The sequence below is a fragment of the Spirosoma lituiforme genome, assembly GCF_054776635.1.
Genome location: NZ_BAAHBO010000004.1, coordinates 18927 through 45552 on the forward strand (window position 1 = coordinate 18927; position 26626 = coordinate 45552).

Consider the following 26626-nt stretch of genomic DNA (forward strand, 5'->3'; position numbering starts at 1 on the left):
GGATATTAGGTAGTATTAGGAGCGAGGAGGAGAAAATTCATTTCCGTGGTTCGTGTCTTCACGGACCTCGGAAAGCGAATCATACGGTAACCACATCCATTTTCTCGGTAATCTTGGCGAAGTATACATCCTCCAGATCGGGAGAAACCGGCTCAAAGTTGGCCAGTGGCACATCGCTATAAGCGTGCAGGCGGGTTTTGCCACCTTTAAGCTGGGTCGATATAACCCGGTGGGTTTTCCGATACGTATCGATCTCCGACTTCTCAACAAATGTTTGCCAGATTTTTCCGTTGAGGTCGGTTACCAGGTCATTCGGATTGCCCGCAGCGACCACTTCACCAAGGCAGATGATCGCCATATCGGAACAGAGGTTCGTTACGTCTTCCACAATGTGCGTCGACAGAATAACGATGGTGTTCTCCCCAATTTCGGAGAGCAGATTATGGAACCGGTTGCGTTCGGCAGGGTCCAGGCCAGCCGTTGGTTCGTCAACAATAATGAGTCGCGGGTTACCGATGAGCGCCTGCGCAATGCCGAAACGCTGTTTCATTCCGCCCGAATAAGTACCCAGATTTTTCTTGCGAACCTGGTATAGATTGACCTTCTGCAACAGGCCCTCCACAATATCTTTTCGCTCGCGGCTGTTGGCAATACCCTTGAGCGTGGCAATATGATCGAGCATGGTCTCCGCTGTTACGCGCGGGTACACCCCGAACTCCTGCGGCAAATACCCCAACACCCGACGCACGGCATCTTTCTGCGTCAGCACATCCAGGTCCATGTCCAGCCCTGTCAGGCGAACGCTGCCGCTATCGGCTTCCTGCAAAGTGGAAATGGTGCGCATCAGGCTCGATTTGCCCGCGCCGTTGGGGCCAAGCAAGCCGAACATCCCCTGCGAAATAGTCAGGCTAACACCTTTCAGCGCCCGGACACCGTTGGAATACGTTTTTGTGAGGTCTTTAATTTCGAGTTGCATACAGGAGACAGGTGAGGGTTTGGTTTGTAGGGATAATAGGCAAATAAGGTAAAAGCTGCCTAAAACCCAGTTAAACTTTCGCAGGCGGTCATTATCTGCGCTGGAAGGCTTGGCACTACTGCAGCACCCGAGAAATTTATATATAAAGCGGGGCCCCAACAAACTAAATCGTTGGGGCCCCGCTTACTGGAAATACAGAAATACGTTGTGGCTGGTCGGTATTGATTATAAAATCCTGCGCTGGCAACTAGCCGGATCATACTGGTATCTACGCATGTTTCGGGCGTTTGTAAAGAGGCACCGTACTGCAGGGTTCCCCAAAAAGCAGGCTTTGCACCACAGGACGCAATACCCGGGTAACCTCGACGTATGCGGCCGTTGGCACGGGTACTTTAGAGCAGCCTTTCACCACCACACGGGCATCCCGATAGTCTTCGGGCTGAATGGCGGCAATGGCGTCGTAGTAGAGCTTTTCTTCCAGATCAGCCAGCGTACCGAACACGACGGTGTGCGCAACCGGTTGCAGCTGCAACGTCAGGAGCATATACGCCCAGGTTGGCACAATAGCATCTTCGGTACAGGTAATGGCCACGTTCTTACCAGCGTACTGACGCCAGTCGTGTTCTTTCAAAAAAGCCCGAAAGTCTTTCTCTTTCAGTATCAACCCCATGTACAGGTTGTCTTTCAGGTCATAAACGACACGTTCGCCAGGGTGGTAATAGTCTTCCAGATCAAGCGTAACAAGGCCACTACCGGCGACACGATTCACGATTTCGGCTTCCATAATTTTCTAGATAGTATTCTGTAAACAGCGACCGGCGGTAGCCCGTTCCTTCCTCCCCAAATACGAAGCCCCGTCTCGAAATTACCCACTTTTTTTCGCTACTTTTGTTCTCATATACGATTGCACAAAGCCTTAGACATTTCTCCCATGAAATTTATAGTTTCCTCCTCTGTGCTGCTGAAAAACCTGCAGCACATCAACGGCGTCGTGGCGACGAACCCGATCGTACCTATCCTCGAAAACTTCCTGTTTCGCATTGATATAGGCGATGACGCAGCTGGCGGGACACTTACCGTAACCGCTTCGGACCTGCAAACAACCATGACAACGCAGATTCCGGTAGAAGCCAGCGAAGGCGGTGCCATTGCCATCCCGGCGAAACTCCTGCTGGATACGCTCCGTAGCTTGCCCGAGCAACCCGTTACGATCAATATCGATACCGAAACGTTTGGTACTGAAATTCTGACGGATAATGGTCGGTACAAACTCTCCGGCGAAAACCCGATTGATTTTCCTAAGCTGCCGACGGTTAACAAAAATATGTCGGTCGATATGACGTCCGACGTACTGCTTGGTGCCATCAACAACACCGTTTTCGCCACCAGCACCGACGACCTGCGCCCAGCCATGACGGGGGTGTTGCTGCAACTGAATGAAGACAATGCCACGTTTGTCGCTACGGACGGACACCGGCTTATCCGGTACCGCCGGACCGACCTCAACTCGTCGGCCAGCACATCGATCATCATTCCGCGGAAAGCGCTTCAGTTATTAAAGGCGTCGCTGCCCGAAAATGTACCTGTTACGGCAGAGTTCAGCCAGGCCAATGCCTCCTTTAGTTTCGGCCCGACCCAGTTGATCTGCCGGTTAATCGATGAGCGGTTCCCGGACTACGAAAACGCAATTCCGACCAACAACCCAAATGTAATGACCATTGGCCGAACCGATCTGCTTAACTCACTAAAGCGGATCATGATTTATGCCAACCGGACTACGCACCAGATCCGTTTATCGCTCAAAACGAACTCGTTAACGATTTCGGCCGAAGATCTCGATTATTCCAACGAGGCCAACGAGAAGCTCCTCTGCGATTACGACGGCGACGCGATGGAAATTGGCTTCAACGCCAAACTGATGGCTGAAGTATTAAGCAACCTGAGCGCCAAAATGATCTCGCTTGAAATGTCGGCTCCAAACCGCGCGGGTCTGCTCATTCCGGCGGATAAAGAAGAAAATGAAGACATCCTGATGCTGGTTATGCCCGTGATGTTGAATACATACGCTTAGTTTTTTTAAGGAGTTGGGAGTGAGGAGCGAAGAGTGAGAAGTTTCTGGTGCGTCTGTTTAAATGCGTCATCAACTTCTCACTCCTCGCTCCTCACTCCCAACTTCTTTCCTCTTTATGAAAAACCGTACGGCTCCCGCCCTTGTTTTCATTTTCATCACCCTCCTCATTGACGTAACGGGGCTTGGCATTATCATCCCGGTTTTTCCGAAGTTAATCGAACAGCTCATCCACGGCAACATTAGCCAGGCAGCCAGCTGGGGCGGCTGGCTGTCGTTTGCCTATGCTGGTATGCAGTTTCTTTTCTCGCCTATTCTGGGCGGTCTGAGCGACCGTTTCGGGCGTCGGCCCGTGTTGCTCTTCTCCCTGTTCGGCTTTGGCCTCGACTATATACTTCAGGGCTTTGCGTCCACCATCGAATGGCTTTTTGTTGGTCGTTTGCTGGCTGGTGTCACTGGAGCCAGTTTCACCACCGCCACCGCCTACATTGCCGACATCAGCACCCCCGAAAAGCGGGCGCAGAACTTCGGTCTGATCGGGGCGGCTTTTGGCGTGGGCTTTATTCTGGGTCCGGCGGCTGGTGGTTTTTTAGGGCAATATGGCCCGCGGGTGCCGTTTTTTGTAGCGGCCGGACTCACCATGGTTAATTTTCTATACGGCTTTTTCATTCTGCCGGAGTCGCTTGCCCCCGAAAACAGACGCCCCTTCAACTGGCGCCGGGCAAATCCGATCGGCTCACTGATGCGACTGGGCAAATACCCGGTTATTCTGGGGCTGGTGGCGTCGCTGGTGCTAGTTTATGTAGCTGGCTTTGCCGTGCAGGGCACGTGGACGTTCTACTCAATGGAGAAATTCAAGTGGGATGAGAAAACTGTTGGCCTGTCGCTGGCCGCCATTGGCTTATCGTTTGCCATTGTGCAGGGTGGCCTGAGCCGGATCATTATTCCGAAACTGGGTCAGCAACGGTCGGTTTATATTGGTCTTATGTTCAGCGCGGTTGGTTTTCTGCTATTTGCCATCGCCACGCAAAGCTGGATGATGTTTGCGTTCATGATGGTCTATGCGATGGGCGGTATTGCCGGTCCGTCCATTCAGGGCATTATCTCCAACCAGGTACCAGCCAACGAACAGGGCGAATTGCAGGGGGCATTGACTAGTTTAACCAGTACAACATCCATTTTTGGGCCCCTTATCATGACGAATCTGTTTTCCTATTTTACGTCGCCAGCTGCCCCGATCTACTTGCCCGGAGCTCCCTTCTACCTGGCATCTGTGCTGGTGGTAATCAGCGCTTTCCTGTCCCGGCGTGGCCTGAATCGTAGCCTGGCCGCTAGTTGACCTTACGGAAGTCCATCCCATCAAAAACCAGCGCATCGACTTTACCCAGGGTACTTAGCGTAAACTGCGCGCTGACCTTACCATACCAGGCTTTTTGGAAGGAGCCATAAAAGGTATCGTAATGCCAATGTGGCAGGGTTGCTCGCAGCGCATTGTCATTTACATTGAACGCCAACTGGTTGCCTGCAACACTCACTTCGACGTTGCCATACAGTGCGCTCGTGTACGTTCCGGCGTATTGACTGAGCGGCAGGGACGGCGACGTATTGGGGACTCGCTTACGATAGAAACTTTCCTGAGACTTTTTACCATCTTCCCTAAGCTTCGAATAGAGCGTTTTAAACTCGGCGCTCCAATCGCGGTTGCCGCCCAGCGCAAACCAGTCGAAGGTTTTGTACATCAGCGCGTGTCGCACTTCGGCGTGGTCGTAGTTTCCGAATATGTAAACGCCCAGTTTCTCCTCGGGCAACTGCCCGGTTATGGCGGTCAGACCAGCCAGACTACCCGTGTGGAAGTTCACTTTTTTGCCTCTGTAATCGTGCTGATACCAACCCAAGCCATACGTACGCCAGTTGGGTTTCAGTAGTTGCATGGTCGGATATTCGTCTTCCGGAAAAAAGGTTTGGGGCGTAAAAATCTCGGTCCAGGTTTCGGGTTTTAGCAGACGCCCACCACTGTATTTGCTGCTGTCGAGCATGCAGATAACCCATTTGCTTATGTCATCGGCCGATGACCAGACCGCCCCCGCCGAGCCAACTTCACTGTCGGCACCGTACTCAATTACCCTGATGGTATCGTTGATTCGATAATGAGGTTTTGTCAGATTGGCATCGGTGATGTAGCCGCGTTTGGGTGCGGTACGGAGCATACCCAATGGTATAAAAATCCGCTCCTTCACTGCTTCAGCCCACGTTTTGCCCACAATCCGCTCAATGATCCGGCCCGCGGCTGAATAAAACGTATTCTGGTAAACGAACCCGGCCCGGAACGGGTAACTCGGTTTCACCAGGGCCATCCGCCGGAACATCTCATTGGCGGGAATAGTCATGGCACCCGTCATGAAATCCGTACTGCCAACCCCCGTATCGTGAATGAGCAGATCACGAATGGTCAGCGCACGGGTTACGTACGGATCGTACAACTGAAGTTCGGGCAGGTATCTGGAAACCGGATCGTTCCAGGCGAGTTTTCCCTCATCGACAAGTATTCCAATGAGGGCAACGGTCATCGCCTTTGTAGTCGATGCGCAGGCAAACAGCGTCTGTGTATCCACGCGTTCGGGCTTGCCCAGTTCGCGTACGCCATACCCTTTCTTAAAGACGACCTGATTATTCTTTACAACAGCAATCGAGAGACCCGGCACGTCCCATTGTTTCCGGGCGGCCTCTACGTAGGCATCGAATTCCTGAATCTGTCTGGCGGAAAGCTGCTTTTGCGCCAACGCCGTAAACGTAGTACTTACCAGTAGGAGTAGAAGTACGTTTCGCATGAAGGAAAATGAATAGAGTGCGTAGCCAGGCAGTTGGTACACCGCTGACTACGCAATATATTCATAAAGCAAAGACGACGTTGAACCGAAGAACCATAGCATCCTCCGTTTTCAGGCCCATGAGCGACGGGCGTTCAATGTTATGCTCCGTCAGGCTTACCGGAAATTCACCTGCTAGGGTCATTTTCCCGCCGGCCTCTTTGCGGGTCGCCTGCAAGGTTGCGGGCCTGGCTACGCCATGAAACGTAAGCGTACCTTTGGCTGTTATCGCGCCATTTTCACCGGCTTTCACGTCCGAGCTGACGAAGGTTACGTTGGGGTATTTCAACCCTTCAAGCACCTCAATCGCGTGCGAGTCGCGGTTGTTGTTATCGCTGTCGAACGAAGCAACTTTAAGCGATACGGCGACCATTTCGGGCTGCTTCGTCTCGTCGTTGTAAATGAGCGCGCAGTTGACGTCATGACTTACGCCATCCCACTTGTGCAGCGGGTGCTTGGCGGAATACGTTACGGTCGACAGGGCTTTGTCGGCCACTAGTTTCCGTTTGGCCAACGGACTAACAAAAGCACACAGAATACCGATAGCTGCCCAGCAGCTGTATCTAATGAATGTGTTCATGTTCTTAAAAGGTTATGGCCAGAATCGAAGCCGCGTACGCGCCAAATGTAGTGTAGGCAGCCGCCCGGTGGTAGGGTTTCAGGCTTTCGTTAGTCTGGATCATGTGCGCCAGTACATTCGTGGCGACCATACCCGTCAGGTGAACAATGGCGAGGTACTTGTGGAGCTTGATCGTCGTGAATCCTTTCCGGGCACCCACCACCGGCGGTGGTGCCGTTAACGAGAGCAACAGCGTTGTGCCATACGTAATGTTAATAAACGTAGCCGACCGTTCGTGCCACTTTTTCGTATCGACATAGTCCTGGCCTTTCGCGTTATACAGTTTCGCGCCAATAATGCCCTGCGCGATAAAACCGGCCAATGTAACGAAGCCCCCAATCTGGTGGGCAACGAGCATCGTGCGCCGGACTTTCAGTTCACGAGCGCGTCCTTCGGGCGTCAGGGGAGCGATATTCGTGGCCCGAAGTAACCCTTTTGGTCCCCAGAACGCCCGCTGCGTAAAGATCATTTTATGCGGCAGCAAATCCGGCTTGGCTTCCGTCGAATCGGTCAGTCCCGCCAGTAGATCCGTGGCGGATGCATCCGTTGTCGGTGGCGCAATGGTGGTATCCCGGCGCACGGCGGTCGAATCCTGCGCCTGTAGCGCATCCGCACCAAGGAACATCAATGCGGCAAAAAAGAGGTATTTCATCGGGTGGTGATTAGCGGTTACGCCTTGACGGTCAAACTGTTCCCGTCTGTGCTCAATGTGGTTGTGTACTGGGTCAGTGCTTTGGTAGCCGGCCCTACTTTCACGGCACCCGCCGTTGTAAATGCGGAACCATGATTACTACAGTAAACATCATCGGAGCCAGCCCGGTACTCTACTGTAGTGCCCTGGTGCGTACAGGCTTTAGACAGCGCAATCAGGCTACCATTCTGCACCTTCGCTACCAGTGTACTGCCGACGATCACGTATTGCCCCACCGTTTTCAGTTTGCTGTAGTTCGCATCCGTCAGATTGAGGGTGTAATTAACCGTTCCAGCGGCCGAATCTGCGTTGCCCGTTATTCCCGTTCCGGTGGTTGGTGTGGGGGTAGGATCTTCGGTACTACCTTTTGAGCAGGAGGTAAGCGTGGTTCCCATACAATAAAAGGCCATCAGGGCGGCACTGCTCATACCCAGGCTGCGCAGAAAGTCGCCACGGTTCATTTGGTCGGTCGTCGGATTGCTTTTCATCGGTTGTTTGATCAGTTTATTTCGTGTAGTAACAATAATTTATTTTCAGTATTAGGTAACAAGGACATTCAAAGGAGACTATAATTTGTACCGGATTGAGAAAAAAGTACCTGTGCTTAACAGATTGAGTTTGAGATAGCCTACTTCCTTAAGCGGCATTTTGATAAATGGCTCTACTTGCCAGGACAGCCGCTTTGTTAAAGCCCGTTCGTAACCAACAGACAGGTTTAACTGGCTGAATCCGTAGCTATCGCTCTTGCCGCTCCAGTCCGGAATTGCCTTGTGTACATATCCGGTGTATTGGTAAACGTATTTCTCTCTTTCAATGATATAACTCGTTACTCCCCCGGTAATAAACCATCGGTTTGGTAACCGCCCATCGGCTCTTGGCCTCAACAGAATGTCATACCGTATATTGAGTGGAATATCCAACATCTTACACTGACCATCAGCGCCCTGCGGAATCGTATACGCGCCCTTTTTGTAATAATCGCTCAACTCATAGTCCGTTGCCGAGGCTCTGTAAATTTTTGTGCTCTGAATAATACCCGTTTGCACACTCCAGCGCGGAGCCAGCCGGTACTCCAGTAGTACCCCCACATTGGTACCCGGCCGGGCAAAATTCCGCAGCCCGATCGAACTCAAATCGGGAGCGATGGCCAGCCGAACGCTTAGCCCTTTCTCCATCGGTGGGGTTGGGACAACGGCCATTGGCTCCGTTTCAACCGGCGGTGCATCGACCACGCGATTCGTAAATGCCAACGCCATTGGCCAGTTGGCGGGCCGGATTGTCAATGCGCGAACGTCCGGCAATCCGGCCCGCTCCGGCTGCTCAATTATAGGCTGGTCAGCGTGTTCTCCACGTTTCGTTGTAGCCGGTTGATCATTATCAAAGGCCGTTTTTAACAATCGCTTTTCAAGTCCTGTGGAGCCAAACGCACCATTCGTCATCAGATGCGTTTGGCTATTCCGCGTCACCTTATTTCTTCTTGATGATTTTGCTATTACTGTACCCGTTCGTTGCCTGGTCCTTTTTGCACCATTCGTCTCGGCCACGGATCGCTCCACGGAGATAGTTGATGCCTGATCGGTTGGTATGGATTCCCTCTTCGTTGAGCTTCTTTTTTGCCTGTACGCAACGGAAGGCTTGTTCGTTTCATCGGTAGTTGTTGACGGAGTCATTTCCCCATTCCGACTCGTAAACCCATCCGGTTTATTGACGGATTCAGCGGGTTTGGCGGCCACACTGGGTGGCTCCCCTACGGGCTTCGTCAGCCGAGTTGATTGTTGAGTTGGGTCAACTGATATGGCTGACGGTCCAGCGGCTGGCGGTACAGCCGCTGTTAATGGTGCAGCGGCTGTATTGGTTAACGGCTGTTTGTCAGCAACTGGCCGTTGTGGAGCTGCTTTGGCTACTTCAGGCTGAGTACCTGTATGGGCATTGGTGGATTGCGTCGCAACGCCTTTAGCCAGCGAAGAATCACGACGGCCAGCCTCACGAAGATACATATACAAACCAGCCATGGTCAGCAGAAGCAAACCAACAGGCAATCCCCAGCGAAGTAAATTTTTCCACGGCGGTGTACCGCCGGGCGTCGGTCGATCGTGCGAATCCAGCCGGGTTTTCATGTCCTGCCAGGCTGCCGGATCGAATGGAGGATCAAACTCTTCAGCCGACTTTCTGAAGAGCCCGTCCAATTGGTCATCGGTTAGCTCTGACATACTCATCGTTATTTAAGCGCTTTAGAAATAAGCGTAGGTTCTCCCGTGCCCGGGCCAGATTCGACTTCGACGCGCCCACTGAAATGCCGAGTTGCCCGGCAATTTCCTCGTGCGTGAATCCATCCATAACATATAAATTAAACACTAGCCGATAAGCGGGCGACAACCGCTGGATCAGGCCCATCAGTTCTTCGTGGGCCAATTGGCTAAACGCATCGGCCGATTCGGAAGCGACGATCGGTTCAAGTGGTTCAACAGTCTCATGGTGATGATGACGCACCTCCTGCCGGTAATGATCGATGGCCGCATTGATTAAAATACGCCGGAGCCAGCCTTTAAACGGCTGCGCTGAATCGTACTGGTCCAACCGGGTAAATACTTTCAGAAAACCATCGTTCAGTACTTCCACCGCTCCCTCCCGCGTGGGCGCATAGCGTAAACAAATGCTCATGGCATACCCATAGAACTGCCGATAAAGCAGTTCCTGACTTTTCCGCTGGTTGCGCAGGCAGCCAGCCAGCAGGTCGGTTAAAGCAGGTATGTTAGGCGTGTTGGACAAAGTAACCTGTTTTATAAAATACCATTTCCGGTTTACAGCTCGTTGGCCCGTCTGCCTGCTCGTTAACCGGACACATTCGTGAACAAGCAGGCAGAGCCATCAGCCGATCGCTGTCCACTCAATTCGGAGCAACGGGCGAGGTCGTGTTTACCACGGGCCAGACACCCGGCCGGGGCACGCTAACGCCTTTTGTGTTTCCGCGAGTAGCCTGATCGGGGCCGAAATAGTAAAGCGGCCAGCCTTTATACGTTAGCTGCGTTTTACCGACGGACGTAATCGTTTTGAAATCGTTTTTGTCCAGTACCGACGGAATCTCACCAATGGTGGTCGATGTCACAAATATGGGCCAGGTAGCCTCATTACTCAGATCGGCCTTGGTATATTTATTCACATTGTTCTTGTCGAATGCGTAGGCATAGAGCGTACGGCCCACGCTATCGACCAGAAACAGGGAATTTCCCGTTCCTTCTTTGGTGTCGAAGGTATAATTTTTACTGTCATTGCCAACAAGCTGGCGGGAAGCAACCATAACTGTGTAATTCGTTTTGGCCGCCATCCAGACGTTCCCAACCTTATCGCCGAGTACGTCGCCGGCTTTCGCATCATTCTTGAAGTAGTACAGCGGCCATCCCCGGAAGGTCGTCTGTTTACTCCCGTCGGTCCGGGTTATGGTACCAAAATCACTACTCTTCAGACCGGAGCCAAGTGTTGGCGTTTCTTTATAAAAAATAGGCCAGTTGTCCCGGCAGGTTCCCGAACAGGTAGCATCACCAGCCACATCGCCAGCAAAAAAATAAAGTGTTTTCCCTCCTTCACCCGTCATTACGTTGCCGACCGATGAACTATTGACAGCAACATCGGATGAGACGGTGACCGGATTTTCTTTACTGCACCCAAACAAGGCTACAACCAGCATGAGCGTTGCCACAAGGGAGCGATTGACGTGTACGATTCGTTTCATTTTATCAACTGTGTTAAATGGTAAACAAGAACAGTTGAACCGGTTCGTTCGTCAATACGGGCGGTTTCTGAAACGGGTTGCGTAGGCAGCAAAAAAAAGATTAGTTTTCTTCATCGGCACGCCGGTCCGCCCGAATCTCGGGGATGGTATCGGGGTCGATCAGGCCCAGCGAAGCCGCGTGTTCAGCAGCGGCAACGGTATCGGATACGAGCATCATAGGCACGTTATACGCTTCCGTCGTCCGGATGAGTTCGCGAACGGCTTCGTCGCGCTGATCGGTCGATACGTCGCGGATGTACACGGCCAGAATTCGTCCCGGATTATCGCGCACCACCTGCGAATAGATTTCAGGATCCTGCTGCCCGCTATCGCCGATCAGCACAAATGGCAGTTTCGGATTTACATCCAGCACTTTACGGATCATCGACAGCTTATGGGTATGATGCCCGCCGGACGAAAGTAATTTGGCGCTTAAATCGAGATTGCGGAGTAAAATAGGCCCTTTGGGAATGCCCTGAATTCGGAAGAAATCGACCAGCAGGTCATACAGATTCCAGGGGCTGCTCGACACGAAGTAAATCGGATTGAAGAGGGTTGTCTGGGGGCCACTCTGCAGCGCCCGGTAAAAGGCCGCAATGCCCGCAAAGGGCAAACGAGTGTAGGCATTGCCCAGAAACGTGAGTTTAGCGGTCTGGAGTAGATTGGTCGCATCGGTTACCAACACCGTGTCGTCAATATCGGAAATAACCCCGAACTGGCTATACGGGGGCGAAATCATGACGTACCCTTCTTTTTCAACGGACTGATTGCCCTTTCCTTCGTTCAGTTCCGTGGCGGGTTGCTCAACACCATCCAGCGAATAACGCACCGGAAACCATGCCCGGCCCGGCGGCAAATCGTTGGGTGGATTGATCGTTGCTTCGAAAAACCCATCTTCGTTCGTGACAACGGTATGCGTTTGCCCGAAAGCCTCCACCCGCACCGTTACGCCGGGCACTTCCCGACTGCCAAACCGCTGGTACGTTGCCAGCAGATTTTGCCAGAAGGTATCCTGATCGCTGGGCGTACTCAAATCCCGCTGACGCAATACCCGGCCTGATAGCCAGACCGTCGTTGGGCTACCAAAACCCCGGTAATAGACGATACGGTAAGGTTTACTGGCGTCGAGACGGCCGAAGAGACGGCTTTTGAGCCGATCAAACTGGTTTTCGGCATCAGCCGATGCATTTGTCAAAAACTCGTTCAGAAAAGACATAAGTAGTATAAATCAGTGGGTATGGTGAGACCAAAAATCGTTTTTCGTGAAGATGATTCCCTGATTTTCGGCCATCCGGGGGTTTAGTGATAACTTGCAGACAATTTACTTGTCGGCAGACAGTTGATCGTAGTCTGTCAGTAACTGACACCCGCGTTCTGCCATTGCCAACGATCATCATTAAAAACCATGAGCAAACAAATTGTTTATACCGACCAGGCTCCGGCTCCGATTGGACCTTATAGTCAGGCAGTTAAGATTAATGGCACCCTGTTCGTTTCGGGTCAGGTCGCCATTGAGTTAGCCCCCAACGGCGATATTCAGGCTGAGACAAAGAAGGTGATGGAAAATATTGGTGCCATCTTGAAAGCCGCCGATATGGATTACACCAACGTGGTGAAGAGCAGTATTTTCGTCAAAGACATGAACAACTTTGCCGCTATCAATGAAATATATGGCCAGTTCTTCACCGTCGACCCGCCCGCTCGTGAAACCGTTGAGGTAGCCCGCCTGCCCAAAGATGTCAATGTCGAAATTTCCGTAATAGCTGTTCAATAGTGAAAGAGCGAAAGAGCGGTGCTAAGCCAATCGCCTTCTCACTCTTTCGCTCTTTCGCTCTTTATATTTTCCCATGTCAAGACCCGTTCGCGTTCGTTTCGCGCCCAGCCCAACCGGCCCGCTCCACATCGGCGGAGTGCGTACTGCGCTTTATAATTACCTGTTCGCCCGGAAAATGGGTGGAAAAATGCTTCTGCGGATCGAAGATACCGACCAGAATCGTTTCGTACCCGGTGCAGAAGACTACATTCTGGAAGCCCTGCGCTGGGTTGGTATCGAAATTGATGAAGGGCAGGGGGCACCCTCTGGTCCACACGCGCCTTACCGTCAGTCGGAGCGCCGGGAAATTTACCAGAAAGAAGCCCAGCGTTTAATTGATGAGGGCAAAGCTTATTACGCATTCGATACGGCCGAAGAACTGGATGCCATGCGGAAACGGCTCGAAGAAGCCAATGCACCGGCAGCCCAGTACAACGCCATTACCCGGATGCAGATGCGCAACTCCCTGACCATGAAGCCGGAGGAGGTTAAAGCGCGGATGGATGCCGGAGAGCCGTTCGTTATCCGCCTGAAAACACCCCGTAAGGAAGAAGTACGGCTCAACGACCTTATCCGGGGCTGGGTGAACGTCCATTCGTCGGCCATCGACGATAAGGTTCTTCTCAAATCGGACGGCTTGCCAACCTATCACCTGGCCAACATTGTGGATGACCATCTGATGGAAATTACCCACGTTATCCGGGGTGAAGAATGGCTTCCATCGGCGCCGTTGCACGTATTGCTGTACCGGTACCTGGGCTGGGAAGACACCATGCCGCAGTTTGCCCACCTGCCGCTGCTGCTCAAACCCGAAGGCAACGGCAAGCTCAGCAAACGCGATGCCGATCTGGGTGGTTTTCCGGTATTTCCCCTGCAATGGACCGACCCCTTTACGGGTGTGGTGGCCCGGGGCTTCCGTGAAGATGGCTACCTGCCCGAAGCGACCATCAACTTTCTGGCGTTGCTGGGCTGGAACCCCGGAACAGAGCAGGAATTGTTCACAATGGACGAGCTGATTGCGAGTTTTGACATTTCGCAGGTGCACAAAGCCGGCGCGCGGTTCGATATTCAGAAGGCGCAATGGTTCAACCACCAGTACATTCGGCAGCAACCCGATGCCGCCCTGGCTCCTGCCGTTCAGCAACAGGCCGAAGCCGCCGGACTGACCTGCTCCCTGGAGAAGGCAGAAAAAATTGCGGCCCTGCTTAAAGGACGCGTCAATTTCGCTCACGAACTGTTCACCGAAGCGGGTACCATTTTCAACGCCCCAACAACCTACGACGAAGCCATTGTGGCCGCCAAATGGAATGAGGACGCGAAACGGGCCGTGACTGTTTTCCGGGATGCCTTACAATCCTTTGACGGGGCATTTGTGGCCGAAGACATCAAGCATACGCTCGGCGATGCGATGCAGCAGGCGGGCATCAAACAGGGTAAAATCATGCAGGCCATGCGCGTTGCCTTAACGGGTTCCGGGGCGGGTCCTGACCTGATGCTGACGATGGAAATCATTGGCAAGGCCGAAACAATTGACCGGCTGGAAAAAGCGCTAAACACGTTGAAATAGAGGTATGATGTACGTTTTTGTTATTCCAACGATGGGAGGAATCTGCACGGCAGATCAGTTAAATTATCTTTACCTGAACATTAGCAACCAATAAGCTTTCTCCTGTCGTCGGACTGACAAAAGTGCCGGAACAGATGTACCACGGTGAATTAATGTAGATGTCAGTTAATTTTTTAAACCTATAAGCCAGACCAACGTTTCGGTCTTATAGGTTTACAGCAAACGACAAAACGCATGGCCAAGAAAAAGACAAACCCCGATGAGAACGACAAGCCTCGCGTTCATAAAGAACTCGAAGGTTTCGATATTCAGATAAACTCGTTCGGCGAAATAACGACGAGCTTCGACATTGACAAGATCAATCAGTTTCTGAACAAAACTGTTGATGATAAAAAGCTTCGCCATCGCACTGACCTGAATTTGAAAGGTGATGCCAAGGCGGACGATCAGGACGATAAACCTGACGACGACCATTTGTTCGACGAGACCGACAATGATTTACCCGATGACATTAATCAACGGTAGAAGCCCGACCTGCTAAAACGCCCGGTCGGGCTTTTTTTGTGCCGTTCGTCAGATAACCTATGCATAAACTGCCTTTCATTTATTAGTTTTCGTCCATTATTTAGTAGATAAACCAACCAAACCCGACCATGTACGCGCACGAAATCGACTACAAGATTATTGGTGAAGATATTCAGATCGTTGAGATAGAGCTGGACCCCAACGAGACCGTTATTGCCGAAGCAGGCTCGATGCTGTTTATGGAAGATGGTATCACTTTTGAAACCAAAATGGGTGATGGCTCCCAGCCCGATCAGGGATTTCTGGGTAAGCTGTTGCAGGCGGGATCACGGATGGTAATGGGTGAGTCGCTTTTCATGACGCACTTTACCAACCGGGGTATAGGCAAAAGAAAGGTGGCTTTTTCGGCTCCTTATCCGGGCACGATTATGCCCGTCAACATGGCTAACGTGTACGGAAATACGCTCATTGTTCAGAAAGACGCTTTCCTGTGTGCGGCTTTGGGTACCAAACTGAGCATTCAGTTTAACCAGAAATTAGGCGCTGGCTTCTTCGGTGGCGAAGGATTCATCCTCGAAAAAGTACAGGGTGACGGTATGGTATTCATCCATGCTGGTGGCGTTGTGGTTGAACGAACGCTGAACAATGAAACGCTGCGTGTCGATACGGGTTGTGTCGTTGGCTTCGAACCGAGTATCAACTTCGACATCCAGCGGGCGGGTGGCCTGCGCAGCATGGTATTTGGCGGGGAAGGGCTTTTTCTGGCTACATTGCGAGGCTCGGGGAAAGTCTGGATCCAATCGATGCCGATTTCCAAACTGGTACAACGGCTATCGCCGGGCGGTGGGCAGGCCAATAAGGAAAGCGGCTCCGTACTTGGTCAATTGGGAAACTTGTTTGAGAGCTAGGCATGCCAAAGCCACTCCTGTAGCTGGTCAGTAAGGCAGGAAAATTAATTTTCAGCTGAGTTCAAGGACATTTTCTGTCTAAATCATGTTACCCATAAAAATTTGACAAATTCAGGTTCAGACCGTTCCGACAGATGGAAGTTATTTGCACAAACGACAATTTTCCCGCACCCGTACTAGCCTTTTACGCTGAGTTTGGTATCCAGACACCCAAACGCGACCAGATGTACACAATCCGGCAGGTAAAACGCCATACAACCGGCGATACGGGCGTGTTGCTCAACGAAATCAAAAATCCCGATGTGCCTGTAAAACACCCTGTAATGGGCGAAGTGTGGTTCGAGCCGACGTTCAACGTCAATCGGTTTGCGACGTTGATGGGACAGCCCGTTATGAAGGAAGAACTGGAAGATGTAAATGCTTAACTGACATTCGCTAGACTTTACACGCAGCCCGGCACGAAATCGCCGGGCTTCTGCGTTTTGATGTAGCCCGGGCGGCTATGTCCGGCTCTATGACCTGTCTAATTCGATACCCAGATACCGCCGTTCAGGCTACACAAAGTTGTGATAAAGCACTCGTTCATTCTGTTAACCGGGCTTCTCCTGGCGGCCTGCGGTGATAAGTCGTCCGATAATTATGTGCCGAAACCAAAAGGATTTCCTCGTTTCGACCTGCCAACACCCCGTTATACGTTACTGGCCCCGACGCATCCTTATCAGTTTGAGTATAACGCCATTGCCCGTATTCTGCCTGACTCGTTTGCCCACTCGGAACCGGACTGGATTTTCATCAATTACCCGATGTTCAAGGCCAGCGTTCAACTGACCTACAAGCCTGTTCGGAACGATATGAACCGGCTCCGGGCTATGCTCGACGATTCGTACAAACTGGCGGCCCGACACAAAATCAAAGCTGCGGTATTTGAGGAGCGACGTGTTCAGTTGAAGTCAGGACTGGAAGCCAGTGTGATCGACCTGGGTGGCGAGGTTCCCAGTCAGGTGCAGTTTATCACGACCGATTCAACGGCCCATTTTCTGCGGGGCGCTTTGTACTTCAACACCGCTACGGAAAACGATTCGCTCCAGCCAGCCATTCAGTATATTCGCAACGATATTATGCATATGCTGAATACGCTGAAATGGCGCAAATAAGTCCTCTTTCCTTATCAAGTATTCTCTACTCAAGTTATGAAATCAATTATTGCCTTACTGCTTTGTTTGTCTTTCTCCGCGGCTGTTGCCCAAACCAAGAAGCCCGCAGCCAAACCGGCTACTAAGTCCGTAGCAGCGACTAAATCGCCGGGGCAGCTTGTGTACGAGCAGAACTGCCTGACCTGCCATCAGGCCAACGGCTCAGGCGTTCCTAACCTGAACCCGCCTTTACGCGGAACAGACTGGGTGCTGGGCGACAAGACCCGACTGATTAATGTGCTGTTGAAAGGTCTGCAAGGCCAGGAAATCGAAGGCGATATGTACGACAATGCCATGCCCGCCCACGACTTTCTGAACGATACGCAACTTGCCGATGTGCTCACCTACATCCGCAGCAATTTTGGCAACAAAGCCGAAGCCGTCACCACTGATGAAGTGAAAATGGTGCGGGGGAAGTAATCTGTCAAGAATCGAATCACAGAGGATAAATTAATCCAGTTTCCCCGTGGACCGTGGCCTCTGCAGTTTTTTATTTACAACACTACGTCTGAATTACGCCCACGGAGAACGGCTTCGTAATGGGCGCGTGGTTGGCGGCCGAAATCCCTTCAGACAGAATTTTTCGGGTGTCAATAGGATCAATAATGGCATCGATCCAGAGCCGGGCGGCCGCGTAATACGGCGACAGTTGCGCGTTGTATTGATCCGTAATCTTTTTCAGCTGAGCCTGTTCTTCTTCGGGCGTCATCGGACTTCCTTTCGCCTTCTGGGAGGCTACCTGAATCTGAAGCAACGTTTTCGCGGCAGAAGCGCCACTCATAACGGCCATCTGCGCTGTTGGCCACGAGAGCATCAAACGAGGGTCGTATGCTTTGCCGCACATGGCGTAGTTACCCGCTCCGTAACTGTTGCCGATAACGACCGTGAACTTAGGGACTATTGAGTTAGCCATTGCGCTGACCATCTTGGCGCCGTCTTTAATAATACCGCCCTGCTCCGCCCGACTCCCAACCATAAAGCCGGATACATCCTGCAAAAAAACCAGCGGAATCCGTTTCTGATTGCAATTCATAATAAACCGGGCGGCTTTGTCAGCAGCATCACCGTAAATAACCCCGCCCATCTGCATTTCCGTGGGTTGTCCGGTTCGGCCTTTCGCCTTCACAACTTTCCGCTGATTAGCCACAATACCAACGGCCCAGCCATCGATCCGTGCATAACCGCAGAGAAGCGACTGGCCGTAACCGGGTTTGTACACATCGAATTCGGAGTTATCCACAAGTCTATCCACAATTTCCTGCATGTCGTACGGTTTTACGCGGTCAGCAGGGAGGATTTCGTAGATATCAGCCGGCTGTTTAGCGGGTGCGACCGGGGCAATGCGATCAAAGCCAGCCGTTTCCTGATGACCAACTTTATCGAAAATACGCTTGATGGCCTCCAGACAGCTCCTGTCGTCAGGATACTTATTGTCAACCACACCCGAGATGTCCGTATGCGTAGTCGCTCCGCCAAGCGTTTCGGCATCGACATCTTCGCCGATGGACGCTTTGACCAGGTAAGGGCCTGCCAGAAATATGGAGCCTGTCCCTTCTACAATCAGGGCTTCATCGGACATAATAGGCAAGTAGGCACCACCCGCTACGCAGCTCCCCATGATGGCTGCAACCTGTAAAATACCCATCGCCGACAGTTGGGCGTTATTCCGGAACGTGCGCCCGAAATGTTCCTTGTCGGCAAAAACCTCGTCCTGCAAGGGCAGATAAACACCCGCGCTATCGACCAGGTAAATGATGGGTAGGCGATTTTCCATCGCGATTTCCTGCGCCCGAAGGTTCTTCTTCGCCGTAATCGGAAACCAGGCGCCGGCTTTCACCGTGGCGTCGTTAGCGACAATGACGCACTGCCGCCCCGATACGTACCCGATGCCGACAACGACACCCCCCGACGGACAGCCACCGTGTTCGGCGTATAGCCCCTCGCCCGTAAATAAACCGATCTCGACGAATGGCTTGTCTTCATCGGTCAGATAGTCGATGCGCTCGCGAGCCGTCAATTTGCCTTTTCGGTGTTGATCGTCAATCTTTTTCTGTCCACCACCGAGTTGCGTTTGTTGGGTACGCGTGGCGAGTTCGTTGAGAAGGGTTTGCATAAAGGAGTTGTGACTGGGGCATTTATAGTAGCTAGTAAACGGTTGAACTAACTGAGTTATTGGCATGAGTAAACGTAACGATTCGCCCAAGTTTAACGGTCTTCAACCTAAAACATAGGCCCTGTTCGTAAGTTTGTTCAACTATTCCAGCAACTATGCGGCTCGTTCTTTTCCCAAAATACAGTTATCTCAGTGCTTTACTGTTACTGTTGGTTGCCCTGTTGATTACTTTTTGTCATCGGGCAGCCTATTTTGATGAAGCCTGGTTTGCGGAACAATCGTTCTGGCTGATACGAGAGGGGAAAGTGCGCTCCGAACTATTTCGTGGGTACAATGGCTGGGAAAACGGGATTTACGTATTTCATAAGCTATTTATTTATGCCGGTGCATTGGTTATGTCGGTTACCGGCGTTTCGGTCGCTGCCAGCAAATCGGTGAGTATATTCTTTGGCTTGCTGGGCGGCTATCTGGTGTGGCTATACGGTAAACATGAATCCCGGGAACAACAGTGGTTATCTGTACTGCTGTATTTCGGCTGTGGAACGCTGATCCGATTCATGTCCGTGAACCGTCCGGAAACGATGTGTATGGCACTGGGATTTGCCTCTTATTTTGCGCTGGAACCAGCAAAAAACAGTCAGCCGAAAGCACTTTTAGCGGGCATGCTGGGCGGCCTGGCCGCGTTGACGCATCTCAACGGCCTGATTTACCTGATTGCTGGCGCCATTTGGCTTGTCAGAAACGCTGGCTGGCGACCAACCTTTCTTTTTGTGCTAACCGGAGCCTTAACCCTTAGTCTTTACGGACTGGACGCGCTGCTCGATGGTAATATGACGGTACTGATGAGCCAGTTTTTCCATGATCCCGCCACACAGGAAAATTTACATCTGTCCGATAAGCTGGCGGTTCTGCTTGACTATCATCAGGTGTTTTTTCACAGCCAGAATGAAGCGGCACTCACTACACTAGTGCTACTAGGCGCGATTGCTTTCCGGAAAAAAATCCGGCTGGCGCAACCCCTCTTCTTTTACACCGTGCTGTTAATTACTTCGTTCTGGCTATTGACCAAAAGCGATACGGATATATACTTTCTGTTATTCGTCCCCTGGCTGGCCATTTTAGTAGCGCACTGGCTGGTAGCCTATCTTCCGGGACAACCGGCATGGCAAAAAACTACGGCAAAAATATTGCTTGTCTTTTATGCGCTGGTGGCTATCATACAAATCCGTGACGTTATAGTCGAGAATCAGACGTCACCTGACACAGAAACCCGTAACGCATTACTGGCCAGCTACATGCCCAATAAAAATACCAAAGTCATTGCACCGATCGATTTTTTCTTTGGTCAAATGGATAATTACAAAATACAGGGGCTGACCTACTATTATTTGTCTGAGCGAGCGAACAAAAAAATATCGCTGCTGGCGTTTTTCCAATCCGCCAATCAGAATGGGGTAGCGTATATTATCAGTAGTCATGGGAAAGATGCCAACTACAACATTCCTGCCGATACACCCGCCCGGATAAGTGCTTACAAACGTGTTTTCCAGGATGAACTGAATACCATATATGCGCGTCAGTCTGGCGATACCCAATAGGATAACGCTTAAACTGTAACGTACATAAATTCAAACTCATTTACTTCGTAGAATCGGCCGGAGTAGACAAGCTAGTTGTACTGCCGGGTTGCGTGGTGGCGGGCTTCTCCTTGCGGCCAAAGAGCGAAAAATGCACGTATCGCTTGGGATTTTCGCGCAGATCGGTCAGGAGTTTTTCGAGACTAGCCGTCGTCTTGTTGACATTCGTGTACAGCGCTTCGTCGGTCGTGAGCTTGCCCAGCGAACCACGACCTTTGTTGACATCAGCCAGAATACGTTGCAGATTGTCGACTGTTTTGTTTACACTGCCCAGCGTTTGTTTCAGTTGCAGCCCCTGAAGCGAATCGGCGAACGTATCGGCTTTGGCCAGAATAGGTTTCAGTTGCTTCTCCGTTTCAATGAGCGATGTCGAGAGCTTGTTAACATTGGCCAACGTTGCCTGCAAAGCTGTCCGATTCTCGGTAACCGTTAAGCCAAGCGTACCAACGGTTGCATTGGCGCTGCGAAGTGTCTGATTCAGCAAAACACCGGTCTGGTCGAATTGCGACACTACGCGGTTAAGCTGGTACGTCAGCGAGTCGACGTTGTTAAGTACGGGCAAGGTTTTCTCCCGAATCAACGCGGATAGGCCTGACTCTTTGGCGGCAACAAGCGTGCCACCATCCTCGAGCGCCGGTTTGCCATAGTTGATACCCAGACGAATCAGTTTACCACCCAGCAAACCATCATCGGCCAGTACCGCCCGTGACCCCTGCGTAACGACAATATCTTTTTTAAGCTCTACCGTAACCAGCAGTTTATTTTGCTGGTCCTGTAAGATTTCGACGCTTTTCACCTGACCTACCGTTAACCCGTTTATTCGGACCGGATTTGAGGCTACTAATCCATCAATATTATCGTAAACGACTTTATACTTATTTGTGGAGGAGAAGAAATCTGAACCTTTCAAAAATCTAAATCCAAAATAGAGCATCATGAGCGAGACGACAGCCAATAACCCTACTTTTACTTCCTGAGAAACTTTCATGCGTTTGTGAAGGTGAATGACCTTGGCAGACAGACCAATTCGTTTAATTGATCGTATAACCAACTTTGCACTTAGTTTGTCCCGAAAATAGTGGAAATAGGATAAAACCGCTTAGCCCCCCGCTTCAATTTCCTGTTTGTACATCGCAAACGCCTTGTAAATGGCGGTCGAAATTTCATCCTGCCCTTCGGCTGAAATCAGGTAATCTTCTTCTTCGGGATTGGTCAAAAAACCGGTCTCGATCAGCACGCTGGGCATTGTTGTCCGCCAAAGTACTAGAAAGCCAGCCTGCTTCACACCGTTGCTTTTCCGTTCGGCATTCCGCCGGAAGCTCCGCTCTACTTTTTCGGCGAAGTTGATACTGCTTCCCATGAATGCGTGTTGGTAGTTAGCCAGCATGATGTGCGCCAGGGGCGAATTAGGATTGAAGCCTTTATACGTCTGCTGATAGTTTTCTTCTTTCAGAATAACGGCGTTCTCGCGTTTGGCAACGTCCAGATTACCGTTCGTTTTGTGTAGCCCCATCGTATACGTCTCGGTGCCGTAGACCCGGCTCGACGATGGACTGGCATTACAGTGAAGCGAGATAAATAAATCCGCTCTGTTGCGATTCGCAATACCCGACCGTTCGGCCAGCTCGACAAAATGGTCGGATGAGCGGGTATAAATAACCCGCACATTTGGCATCTCTTCCTTAATTTTACGACCCAGTTGCAAGACGAGCTTAAGCACAATCCGCGACTCCCGCGTTTTGCGTCCCAGACAGCCCGGATCCTTACCCCCGTGACCAGCGTCAAGAACAACGGTTCGCAACTGGTTTGGTGCGTCGTTTGTGCTTGTTTCGGTATCCTGCGATCCAGCCCGACGAACGGTATCCTGCGTTAATTCAGGCGACAAAGCATCTGGACTGGTCAGTGCCAGTAATGGAAAAATCAAAAGCGCTACTGTTGTCATTATTCCGGGAGAAGTGGCCGAAATAGAGCTGTCAGTTGATTTAATAATTTTTAACGACCAAAAACGTTTCAAAGCGGTAGTGAGATGACTGTTCGTGAATACCTTTGTAAGCCATAGACTTAACGGTCTTATGGCAAATATAATTTTTTTGATAAACCTGAAAAAAGCATACTTTATTTTGCGGCCCTCGCGGATACGACCAATATGGATAAAGGCCCTGAGCCTTCTTATCTGGCTAACCTGGGCGTTCAACGCGTTAGGACAGGGTGGAACAACCCCCATACAGCCCGCAAAAGGCGGTCTGCCGCCTGCTACCGTGCCAGCCCAACGGGTGCCTGATTCGAAATCTGTGCTGGCCAATGATACTACCCCGCCCCAACCAGCGCAAAAAAAACCGGCGGGTCGAGTGGTGGTTGGTCCATCATCGGGTTCGATCACGCTGCCAAATTCACAAACAGGCTCCGCCAGCGCAAACCAGGAAAGTGATCTGGAGCGGGAGCTGAATCAACGTCAATCTGTACCGAACCGACTTGGCACAGGTACCAAACGCCAGATTTCCCCTATTCCATCGCCGGTAACCCAACCAGCCAGGCAGGATTCCAGTCAGTCGGTACCCGCCGAACGGGTTGTTACTGTGCCGGATGCTACCAGTGTCAGCCCTGTTCAGCTTACTTTGATCCGACTACAACCAAAACCGGTTACGCTGACACAGCGTTTGTCCAACAAGCTGATAACAGACCTGCCAGCAGCCGAACAGCGTTTGTCGGGCGTTGCCAGTACGCTTGCCAGACCAAGACCCGCACGTCTGGATTCAACAGCCCGGCTTGCTCGTACACAGCCCAAACCAGCGAACCAATCCGATTCACTCAGCATTGCGGCAAAAAAGCTCATCCGAAGCGATTCCATCCCGGCCAAAGCAAAGGTAACGGCTGTAAAGTCAGTAACCACGACCGCCCCTCGTTCGCAAACCAGTCTGGCTAAATTAACGCCCGCCAAACCAACTCAACTAAAGCCTGGTCTGGTCTCGCCGAATGTCGTTCGGCCGGAGAGTACGATCAAAGCCGGACAGCCTAGCCTAGATAAGCCGCTTACCGGAACTGATTCATCACAGGTTGCCAGTAGGGATTCGGTACAGAAGGATTCCCTGCAAACGGCGGATTCTTTCAAGACAACCGTTAAATACCAGGCCAGAGATTCTACGTTCTACTCGGCCGATGGACGCACCGTCGAACTGTTTGGCGAGGCCAGCGTTGTGTATGGCGATATTTCGCTCAAGGCCGACTATATTCGTCTGAACTACCTCACAAATGAGGTGTATGCAAAAGGCCGGTATGATTCAACGGCACAAAAACTGATTGGCCGACCTGTTTTTCAGGATGGCGAAGGCAAGTACGACGCGAAAGAGATTCGTTACAATTTCAAATCGCGCAAGGGCCGGATTCAGGGGGTTATCACCCAGCAGGGTGAGGGTAACATTCGGGGGCAAACCGTCAAGAAAGACGATGAAGACAACCTATACATTGGCAGGGCCATTTACACGACCTGTAATCTGGCCACTCCTCACTTTCACATCAATGCCAGTAAGTTAAAGGTTATTCACAACACCCAGGTGGTGGCCGGGCCGTTCAACCTGGTTATCAATCAGATTCCGCTGCCTATTGGCCTTCCCTTCGGATTCTTTCCTTTTCCGAAAAGAAAGGAAATTGGCGTGTCGGGCATTATCGTGCCCCAGTACGGCGAAGAGCCCAACGGGCGCGGGTTTTACCTGCGCGATGGCGGCTACTACTGGGCCGTAAACGAGAACCTGGGCTTACAGTTCAAAGGACAGATTTATTCGCGTGGCAGCTGGGGACTGGGTGTATCATCGGCCTACAACAAGCGGTATCGCTACAGCGGAAGCGTGAACCTGCAATTTAACCGAAACCGCTCCGGCGACTTCGTCGACAAAACCCAAAGCCCGCGTAACGATTTTGCGGTTAACTGGTCTCACTCACCGGTGCCACGGGGCCGGGGTAGTTTTTCGGCCAACGTGAACGTTACCAGCAACAGCTACAACCAGTTCAATTCCTACAATACACAATCCTATATATCCAACGTAGCGGGTTCATCGGTGCAGTACAGCCGCACGTTCGGGCAATACGTGCGGGCGGGGGCCAACGTGCGGGTTAACCAGCAATTTGGCCAGCTGAACCAGCAAACGGGCGTTCGCGAAAACGGCAAAACGGATGTATCGTCAGACTTCAACTTTGGCGTCAACCAGATTGCCCCTTTTGCGCTCAAAGGAGGTACGGGCCGTTGGTACGAAAGCTTCCGGGTAGGTCTGGACGTAAGTGGGTCCATTGCCGTGAGCAATACCATTCGCCGTCAGGTGGATACAACGGGATTAGGCTTTCCGATTTATACTACCATCGCTACAGTCAATACTGTTCAGCGGATTCAGGACAGTTTGCGACGAGTCAATAACCTGCGCTTCGGCATTGTCGAAGCCGATCCGAACCTGATTCCGTTCAGTCTGGCCAATTCGAATCGTATCTGGGAAAACCGGGTAGTACAGGCCCGGTATAGCATCCCCATTTCGCTGCCCAACATAAAGCTGCTGCGGTACATCAACGTTACGCCGGGGTTCTCCTTACAGGGCGATATTTACAGCAAGAAGCTGAACTATACCTACCTGCCAGATAAGGATGCAGTACAGATCGACACGGCACGCGGCTTCTTCCCATCCTATAACTTTTCGGTCAACGCCAGCATGAATACCCGTTTGTATGGCACGTACTTTATCCGCGGCAAGCGCGTTGAAGCGATTCGGCACACGATAGCCCCTTCCATTTCGTTTAGTTACGTCCCTGATTTTACCAACCCGTCGTTCGGTCAGTTTCAGGTATTATCAGCCACAGGCTCGCTGGCCAACCTGCCGCTTTATCGCCGAACATTGTCGGTATTCCGGGGGCTGGGCGGCACGGCAGGAAGTGCGTCGAGTACACAATCGGCCTTTATTTCGTTTGGTATCGTCAACCAGCTGGAAATGAAGGTTCGTACCCGCAGCGACTCGTCGGGGCAAGATTTCAAGAAGATTCCGATCTTCGATAACCTGAGCATCAATGGCAGTTACAACCTGCTGGCACCCGACTACAAGCTATCACCCATTGCGGTTAGCGCCAATACGCAGATTTTCAAAAATATCAGCTTCAACTTCTCGTCTACCTTCGATCCATACGCTTACCGGGCCTACGGCGGTACCGCTCAGTACCTGTTTCCAACCTCGACTACGCCCGTAACGCCCTTGTCTTATTCGCCGTCGATTCTGGCCCTGAACGCTCAGGAGGCTTACATCAATCAGGAATACATTCGGGTGCCGAACCTGTATGCTTTTCAGGCGGGGCAGGGATTGCTTCGCATGACGAACTTGCAGGCCTACGTAAGCGCCCGTTTTGCGCCCAAGCAGGCCGATAAGAAGAAAACAAGCCAGAATGCCTCCGACGCGACGATGAATTCGATCAACAAGAACCCTGAGTTGTACGTCGATTTCAATGTCCCCTGGTCCATGAATGTGAGTTACACGTTTGGGCTGACCAAACTGACGCCTATACAGTCACAGGTGATTCAGGCTCTTACACTGACCGGAGACCTGAGTCTGACGCCCAAGTGGAAGATTACAGTTAATACAGGTTATGACTTTGTCTTCAAAAGCCCGACACTGACAACCATTGGGATCAACCGTGATCTGCACTGCTGGGAAATGGCCTTCAACTGGACACCTTATTCGGGGAATAATTTCCGGTCGGGCAACTACTCGTTCGATCTACGGGCGCGGTCATCAATTCTTCAGGAGCTTAAGCTCAGCCGTCGCCGGAGTTTCTACGACCGGGGTGGTTTCTAGCGTGTTGAAAGCCGACCAAAACCGTTAACTTGCTTCCGCTAATCTCACCGGAAACAAC

At 51.5% G+C, this 26626-nt stretch carries 24 protein-coding genes; 11 read left to right on the forward strand and 13 right to left on the reverse strand.

Annotation, left to right across the window (positions count from 1 at the left end; translation table 11 throughout):
* Positions 1-79 precede the first annotated feature (79 nt).
* Both ACYU87_RS15610 and ACYU87_RS15615 read right to left on the reverse strand, forming a co-directional pair.
* Positions 80-976 carry an ABC transporter ATP-binding protein gene (locus ACYU87_RS15610; protein WP_461135006.1) on the reverse strand — a complete coding sequence of 299 codons (897 nt, stop codon included), beginning with the start codon at positions 974-976 and terminating at the stop codon, positions 80-82.
* A gap of 268 nt (positions 977-1244) precedes the next feature.
* Positions 1245-1760 (reverse strand): DUF2480 family protein, encoded by a 516-nt coding sequence (locus ACYU87_RS15615; protein ID WP_461135007.1) that lies wholly within the window; start codon positions 1758-1760, stop codon positions 1245-1247.
* 147 nt (positions 1761-1907) lie between these two features.
* Between ACYU87_RS15615 and dnaN the strand changes: the two genes are divergently transcribed.
* Complete coding sequence (gene dnaN, locus ACYU87_RS15620) at positions 1908-3047, forward strand: DNA polymerase III subunit beta (protein ID WP_461135008.1); 1140 nt, start codon at positions 1908-1910, stop codon at positions 3045-3047.
* A 115-nt stretch (positions 3048-3162) separates the two neighbouring features.
* The gene (locus tag ACYU87_RS15625) at positions 3163-4383 is read left to right on the forward strand and encodes a TCR/Tet family MFS transporter (protein ID WP_461135009.1); all 1221 of its coding nucleotides are present in this window, start codon (positions 3163-3165) and stop codon (positions 4381-4383) included.
* On the opposite strand, the gene ACYU87_RS15630 is transcribed toward ACYU87_RS15625, so the two are convergent.
* The 8 genes from ACYU87_RS15630 to ACYU87_RS15665 form a co-directional block, all read right to left on the reverse strand.
* The gene (locus ACYU87_RS15630) at positions 4376-5872 is read right to left on the reverse strand and encodes a serine hydrolase (RefSeq protein WP_461135010.1); all 1497 of its coding nucleotides are present in this window, start codon (positions 5870-5872) and stop codon (positions 4376-4378) included. The genes ACYU87_RS15625 and ACYU87_RS15630 overlap by 8 nt on opposite strands.
* A gap of 61 nt (positions 5873-5933) precedes the next feature.
* Positions 5934-6491: a YceI family protein gene (locus tag ACYU87_RS15635; protein WP_461135011.1), complete on the reverse strand. Its 558-nt coding sequence runs from the start codon at positions 6489-6491 to the stop codon at positions 5934-5936.
* Positions 6492-6495: 4 nt separating this feature from the next.
* On the reverse strand, positions 6496-7182 hold the full coding sequence (locus ACYU87_RS15640) for a hypothetical protein (RefSeq protein ID WP_461135012.1): 687 nt from the start codon (positions 7180-7182) through the stop codon (positions 6496-6498).
* A 17-nt stretch (positions 7183-7199) separates the two neighbouring features.
* A complete protein-coding gene (locus ACYU87_RS15645; protein ID WP_461135013.1) occupies positions 7200-7709 on the reverse strand; it encodes a QcrA and Rieske domain-containing protein in 510 nt (169 codons plus the stop codon).
* 78 nt (positions 7710-7787) lie between these two features.
* Positions 7788-9431 (reverse strand): hypothetical protein, encoded by a 1644-nt coding sequence (locus ACYU87_RS15650; RefSeq protein ID WP_461135014.1) that lies wholly within the window; start codon positions 9429-9431, stop codon positions 7788-7790.
* Complete coding sequence (locus ACYU87_RS15655; protein ID WP_461135015.1) at positions 9412-9990, reverse strand: RNA polymerase sigma factor; 579 nt, start codon at positions 9988-9990, stop codon at positions 9412-9414. The genes ACYU87_RS15650 and ACYU87_RS15655 overlap by 20 nt, the downstream gene beginning before the upstream one ends.
* Positions 9991-10108: 118 nt before the next feature.
* On the reverse strand, positions 10109-10951 hold the full coding sequence (locus ACYU87_RS15660; RefSeq protein ID WP_461135016.1) for a hypothetical protein: 843 nt from the start codon (positions 10949-10951) through the stop codon (positions 10109-10111).
* A 100-nt stretch (positions 10952-11051) separates the two neighbouring features.
* Positions 11052-12206 (reverse strand): App1 family protein, encoded by a 1155-nt coding sequence (locus ACYU87_RS15665; protein WP_461135017.1) that lies wholly within the window; start codon positions 12204-12206, stop codon positions 11052-11054.
* 189 nt (positions 12207-12395) lie between these two features.
* Here ACYU87_RS15665 and ACYU87_RS15670 point away from each other — a divergent pair, with 189 nt between their 5' ends.
* The 7 genes from ACYU87_RS15670 (at position 12396) to ACYU87_RS15700 (ending at position 17416) form a co-directional block, all read left to right on the forward strand.
* Positions 12396-12764 (forward strand): Rid family detoxifying hydrolase, encoded by a 369-nt coding sequence (locus tag ACYU87_RS15670; protein WP_461135018.1) that lies wholly within the window; start codon positions 12396-12398, stop codon positions 12762-12764.
* Between the two features lie 73 nt (positions 12765-12837).
* A complete protein-coding gene (gltX, locus tag ACYU87_RS15675) occupies positions 12838-14370 on the forward strand; it encodes a glutamate--tRNA ligase (RefSeq protein WP_461135019.1) in 1533 nt (510 codons plus the stop codon).
* 234 nt (positions 14371-14604) lie between these two features.
* Positions 14605-14895, forward strand: coding sequence for a hypothetical protein (locus tag ACYU87_RS15680; RefSeq protein ID WP_461135020.1), 291 nt, complete (start codon positions 14605-14607; stop codon positions 14893-14895).
* A gap of 128 nt (positions 14896-15023) precedes the next feature.
* Positions 15024-15803, forward strand: coding sequence for a TIGR00266 family protein (locus ACYU87_RS15685; protein WP_461135021.1), 780 nt, complete (start codon positions 15024-15026; stop codon positions 15801-15803).
* 134 nt (positions 15804-15937) lie between these two features.
* Entirely contained in the window at positions 15938-16228 is a 291-nt protein-coding gene (locus tag ACYU87_RS15690; RefSeq protein ID WP_461135022.1) for a hypothetical protein, read from the forward strand.
* A 141-nt stretch (positions 16229-16369) separates the two neighbouring features.
* Positions 16370-16957 (forward strand): gliding motility lipoprotein GldD, encoded by a 588-nt coding sequence (gldD, locus tag ACYU87_RS15695; protein ID WP_461135023.1) that lies wholly within the window; start codon positions 16370-16372, stop codon positions 16955-16957.
* Between the two features lie 36 nt (positions 16958-16993).
* Positions 16994-17416 (forward strand): c-type cytochrome, encoded by a 423-nt coding sequence (locus ACYU87_RS15700; protein ID WP_461135024.1) that lies wholly within the window; start codon positions 16994-16996, stop codon positions 17414-17416.
* An 82-nt stretch (positions 17417-17498) separates the two neighbouring features.
* Here ACYU87_RS15700 and ACYU87_RS15705 read toward each other — a convergent pair whose 3' ends face one another.
* Positions 17499-19109: an acyl-CoA carboxylase subunit beta gene (locus ACYU87_RS15705; RefSeq protein ID WP_461135025.1), complete on the reverse strand. Its 1611-nt coding sequence runs from the start codon at positions 19107-19109 to the stop codon at positions 17499-17501.
* A 155-nt stretch (positions 19110-19264) separates the two neighbouring features.
* Between ACYU87_RS15705 and ACYU87_RS15710 the strand changes: the two genes are divergently transcribed.
* Positions 19265-20707, forward strand: a complete 1443-nt coding sequence (locus ACYU87_RS15710) for an ArnT family glycosyltransferase (RefSeq protein WP_461135026.1) — start codon at positions 19265-19267, stop codon at positions 20705-20707.
* A 40-nt stretch (positions 20708-20747) separates the two neighbouring features.
* Here ACYU87_RS15710 and ACYU87_RS15715 read toward each other — a convergent pair whose 3' ends face one another.
* Positions 20748-21734: an MlaD family protein gene (locus ACYU87_RS15715; protein ID WP_461135027.1), complete on the reverse strand. Its 987-nt coding sequence runs from the start codon at positions 21732-21734 to the stop codon at positions 20748-20750.
* Positions 21735-21845: 111 nt separating this feature from the next.
* Positions 21846-22688 (reverse strand): N-acetylmuramoyl-L-alanine amidase family protein, encoded by an 843-nt coding sequence (locus ACYU87_RS15720; RefSeq protein ID WP_461135028.1) that lies wholly within the window; start codon positions 22686-22688, stop codon positions 21846-21848.
* A gap of 130 nt (positions 22689-22818) precedes the next feature.
* Between ACYU87_RS15720 and ACYU87_RS15725 the strand changes: the two genes are divergently transcribed.
* Positions 22819-26568 carry a putative LPS assembly protein LptD gene (locus ACYU87_RS15725; RefSeq protein ID WP_461135029.1) on the forward strand — a complete coding sequence of 1250 codons (3750 nt, stop codon included), beginning with the start codon at positions 22819-22821 and terminating at the stop codon, positions 26566-26568.
* Positions 26569-26626 lie beyond the last annotated feature (58 nt).

What these genes read in the sequence shown, in the direction of transcription:
- ACYU87_RS15610 (WP_461135006.1), bottom strand. Translation starts at nt 976, where the DNA reads ATGCAACTCGAAATTAAAGACCTCACAAAAACGTATTCCAACGGTGTC.
- ACYU87_RS15615 (WP_461135007.1), bottom strand. Translation starts at nt 1,760, where the DNA reads ATGGAAGCCGAAATCGTGAATCGTGTCGCCGGTAGTGGCCTTGTTACG.
- dnaN (WP_461135008.1), top strand. Translation starts at nt 1,908, where the DNA reads ATGAAATTTATAGTTTCCTCCTCTGTGCTGCTGAAAAACCTGCAGCAC.
- ACYU87_RS15625 (WP_461135009.1), top strand. Translation starts at nt 3,163, where the DNA reads ATGAAAAACCGTACGGCTCCCGCCCTTGTTTTCATTTTCATCACCCTC.
- ACYU87_RS15630 (WP_461135010.1), bottom strand. Translation starts at nt 5,872, where the DNA reads ATGCGAAACGTACTTCTACTCCTACTGGTAAGTACTACGTTTACGGCG.
- ACYU87_RS15635 (WP_461135011.1), bottom strand. Translation starts at nt 6,491, where the DNA reads ATGAACACATTCATTAGATACAGCTGCTGGGCAGCTATCGGTATTCTG.
- ACYU87_RS15640 (WP_461135012.1), bottom strand. Translation starts at nt 7,182, where the DNA reads ATGAAATACCTCTTTTTTGCCGCATTGATGTTCCTTGGTGCGGATGCG.
- ACYU87_RS15645 (WP_461135013.1), bottom strand. Translation starts at nt 7,709, where the DNA reads ATGAAAAGCAATCCGACGACCGACCAAATGAACCGTGGCGACTTTCTG.
- ACYU87_RS15650 (WP_461135014.1), bottom strand. Translation starts at nt 9,431, where the DNA reads ATGTCAGAGCTAACCGATGACCAATTGGACGGGCTCTTCAGAAAGTCG.
- ACYU87_RS15660 (WP_461135016.1), bottom strand. Translation starts at nt 10,951, where the DNA reads ATGAAACGAATCGTACACGTCAATCGCTCCCTTGTGGCAACGCTCATG.
- ACYU87_RS15665 (WP_461135017.1), bottom strand. Translation starts at nt 12,206, where the DNA reads ATGTCTTTTCTGAACGAGTTTTTGACAAATGCATCGGCTGATGCCGAA.
- ACYU87_RS15670 (WP_461135018.1), top strand. Translation starts at nt 12,396, where the DNA reads ATGAGCAAACAAATTGTTTATACCGACCAGGCTCCGGCTCCGATTGGA.
- gltX (WP_461135019.1), top strand. Translation starts at nt 12,838, where the DNA reads ATGTCAAGACCCGTTCGCGTTCGTTTCGCGCCCAGCCCAACCGGCCCG.
- ACYU87_RS15680 (WP_461135020.1), top strand. Translation starts at nt 14,605, where the DNA reads ATGGCCAAGAAAAAGACAAACCCCGATGAGAACGACAAGCCTCGCGTT.
- ACYU87_RS15685 (WP_461135021.1), top strand. Translation starts at nt 15,024, where the DNA reads ATGTACGCGCACGAAATCGACTACAAGATTATTGGTGAAGATATTCAG.
- ACYU87_RS15690 (WP_461135022.1), top strand. Translation starts at nt 15,938, where the DNA reads ATGGAAGTTATTTGCACAAACGACAATTTTCCCGCACCCGTACTAGCC.
- ACYU87_RS15700 (WP_461135024.1), top strand. Translation starts at nt 16,994, where the DNA reads ATGAAATCAATTATTGCCTTACTGCTTTGTTTGTCTTTCTCCGCGGCT.
- ACYU87_RS15705 (WP_461135025.1), bottom strand. Translation starts at nt 19,109, where the DNA reads ATGCAAACCCTTCTCAACGAACTCGCCACGCGTACCCAACAAACGCAA.
- ACYU87_RS15710 (WP_461135026.1), top strand. Translation starts at nt 19,265, where the DNA reads ATGCGGCTCGTTCTTTTCCCAAAATACAGTTATCTCAGTGCTTTACTG.
- ACYU87_RS15715 (WP_461135027.1), bottom strand. Translation starts at nt 21,734, where the DNA reads ATGAAAGTTTCTCAGGAAGTAAAAGTAGGGTTATTGGCTGTCGTCTCG.
- ACYU87_RS15720 (WP_461135028.1), bottom strand. Translation starts at nt 22,688, where the DNA reads ATGACAACAGTAGCGCTTTTGATTTTTCCATTACTGGCACTGACCAGT.
- ACYU87_RS15725 (WP_461135029.1), top strand. Translation starts at nt 22,819, where the DNA reads ATGGCAAATATAATTTTTTTGATAAACCTGAAAAAAGCATACTTTATT.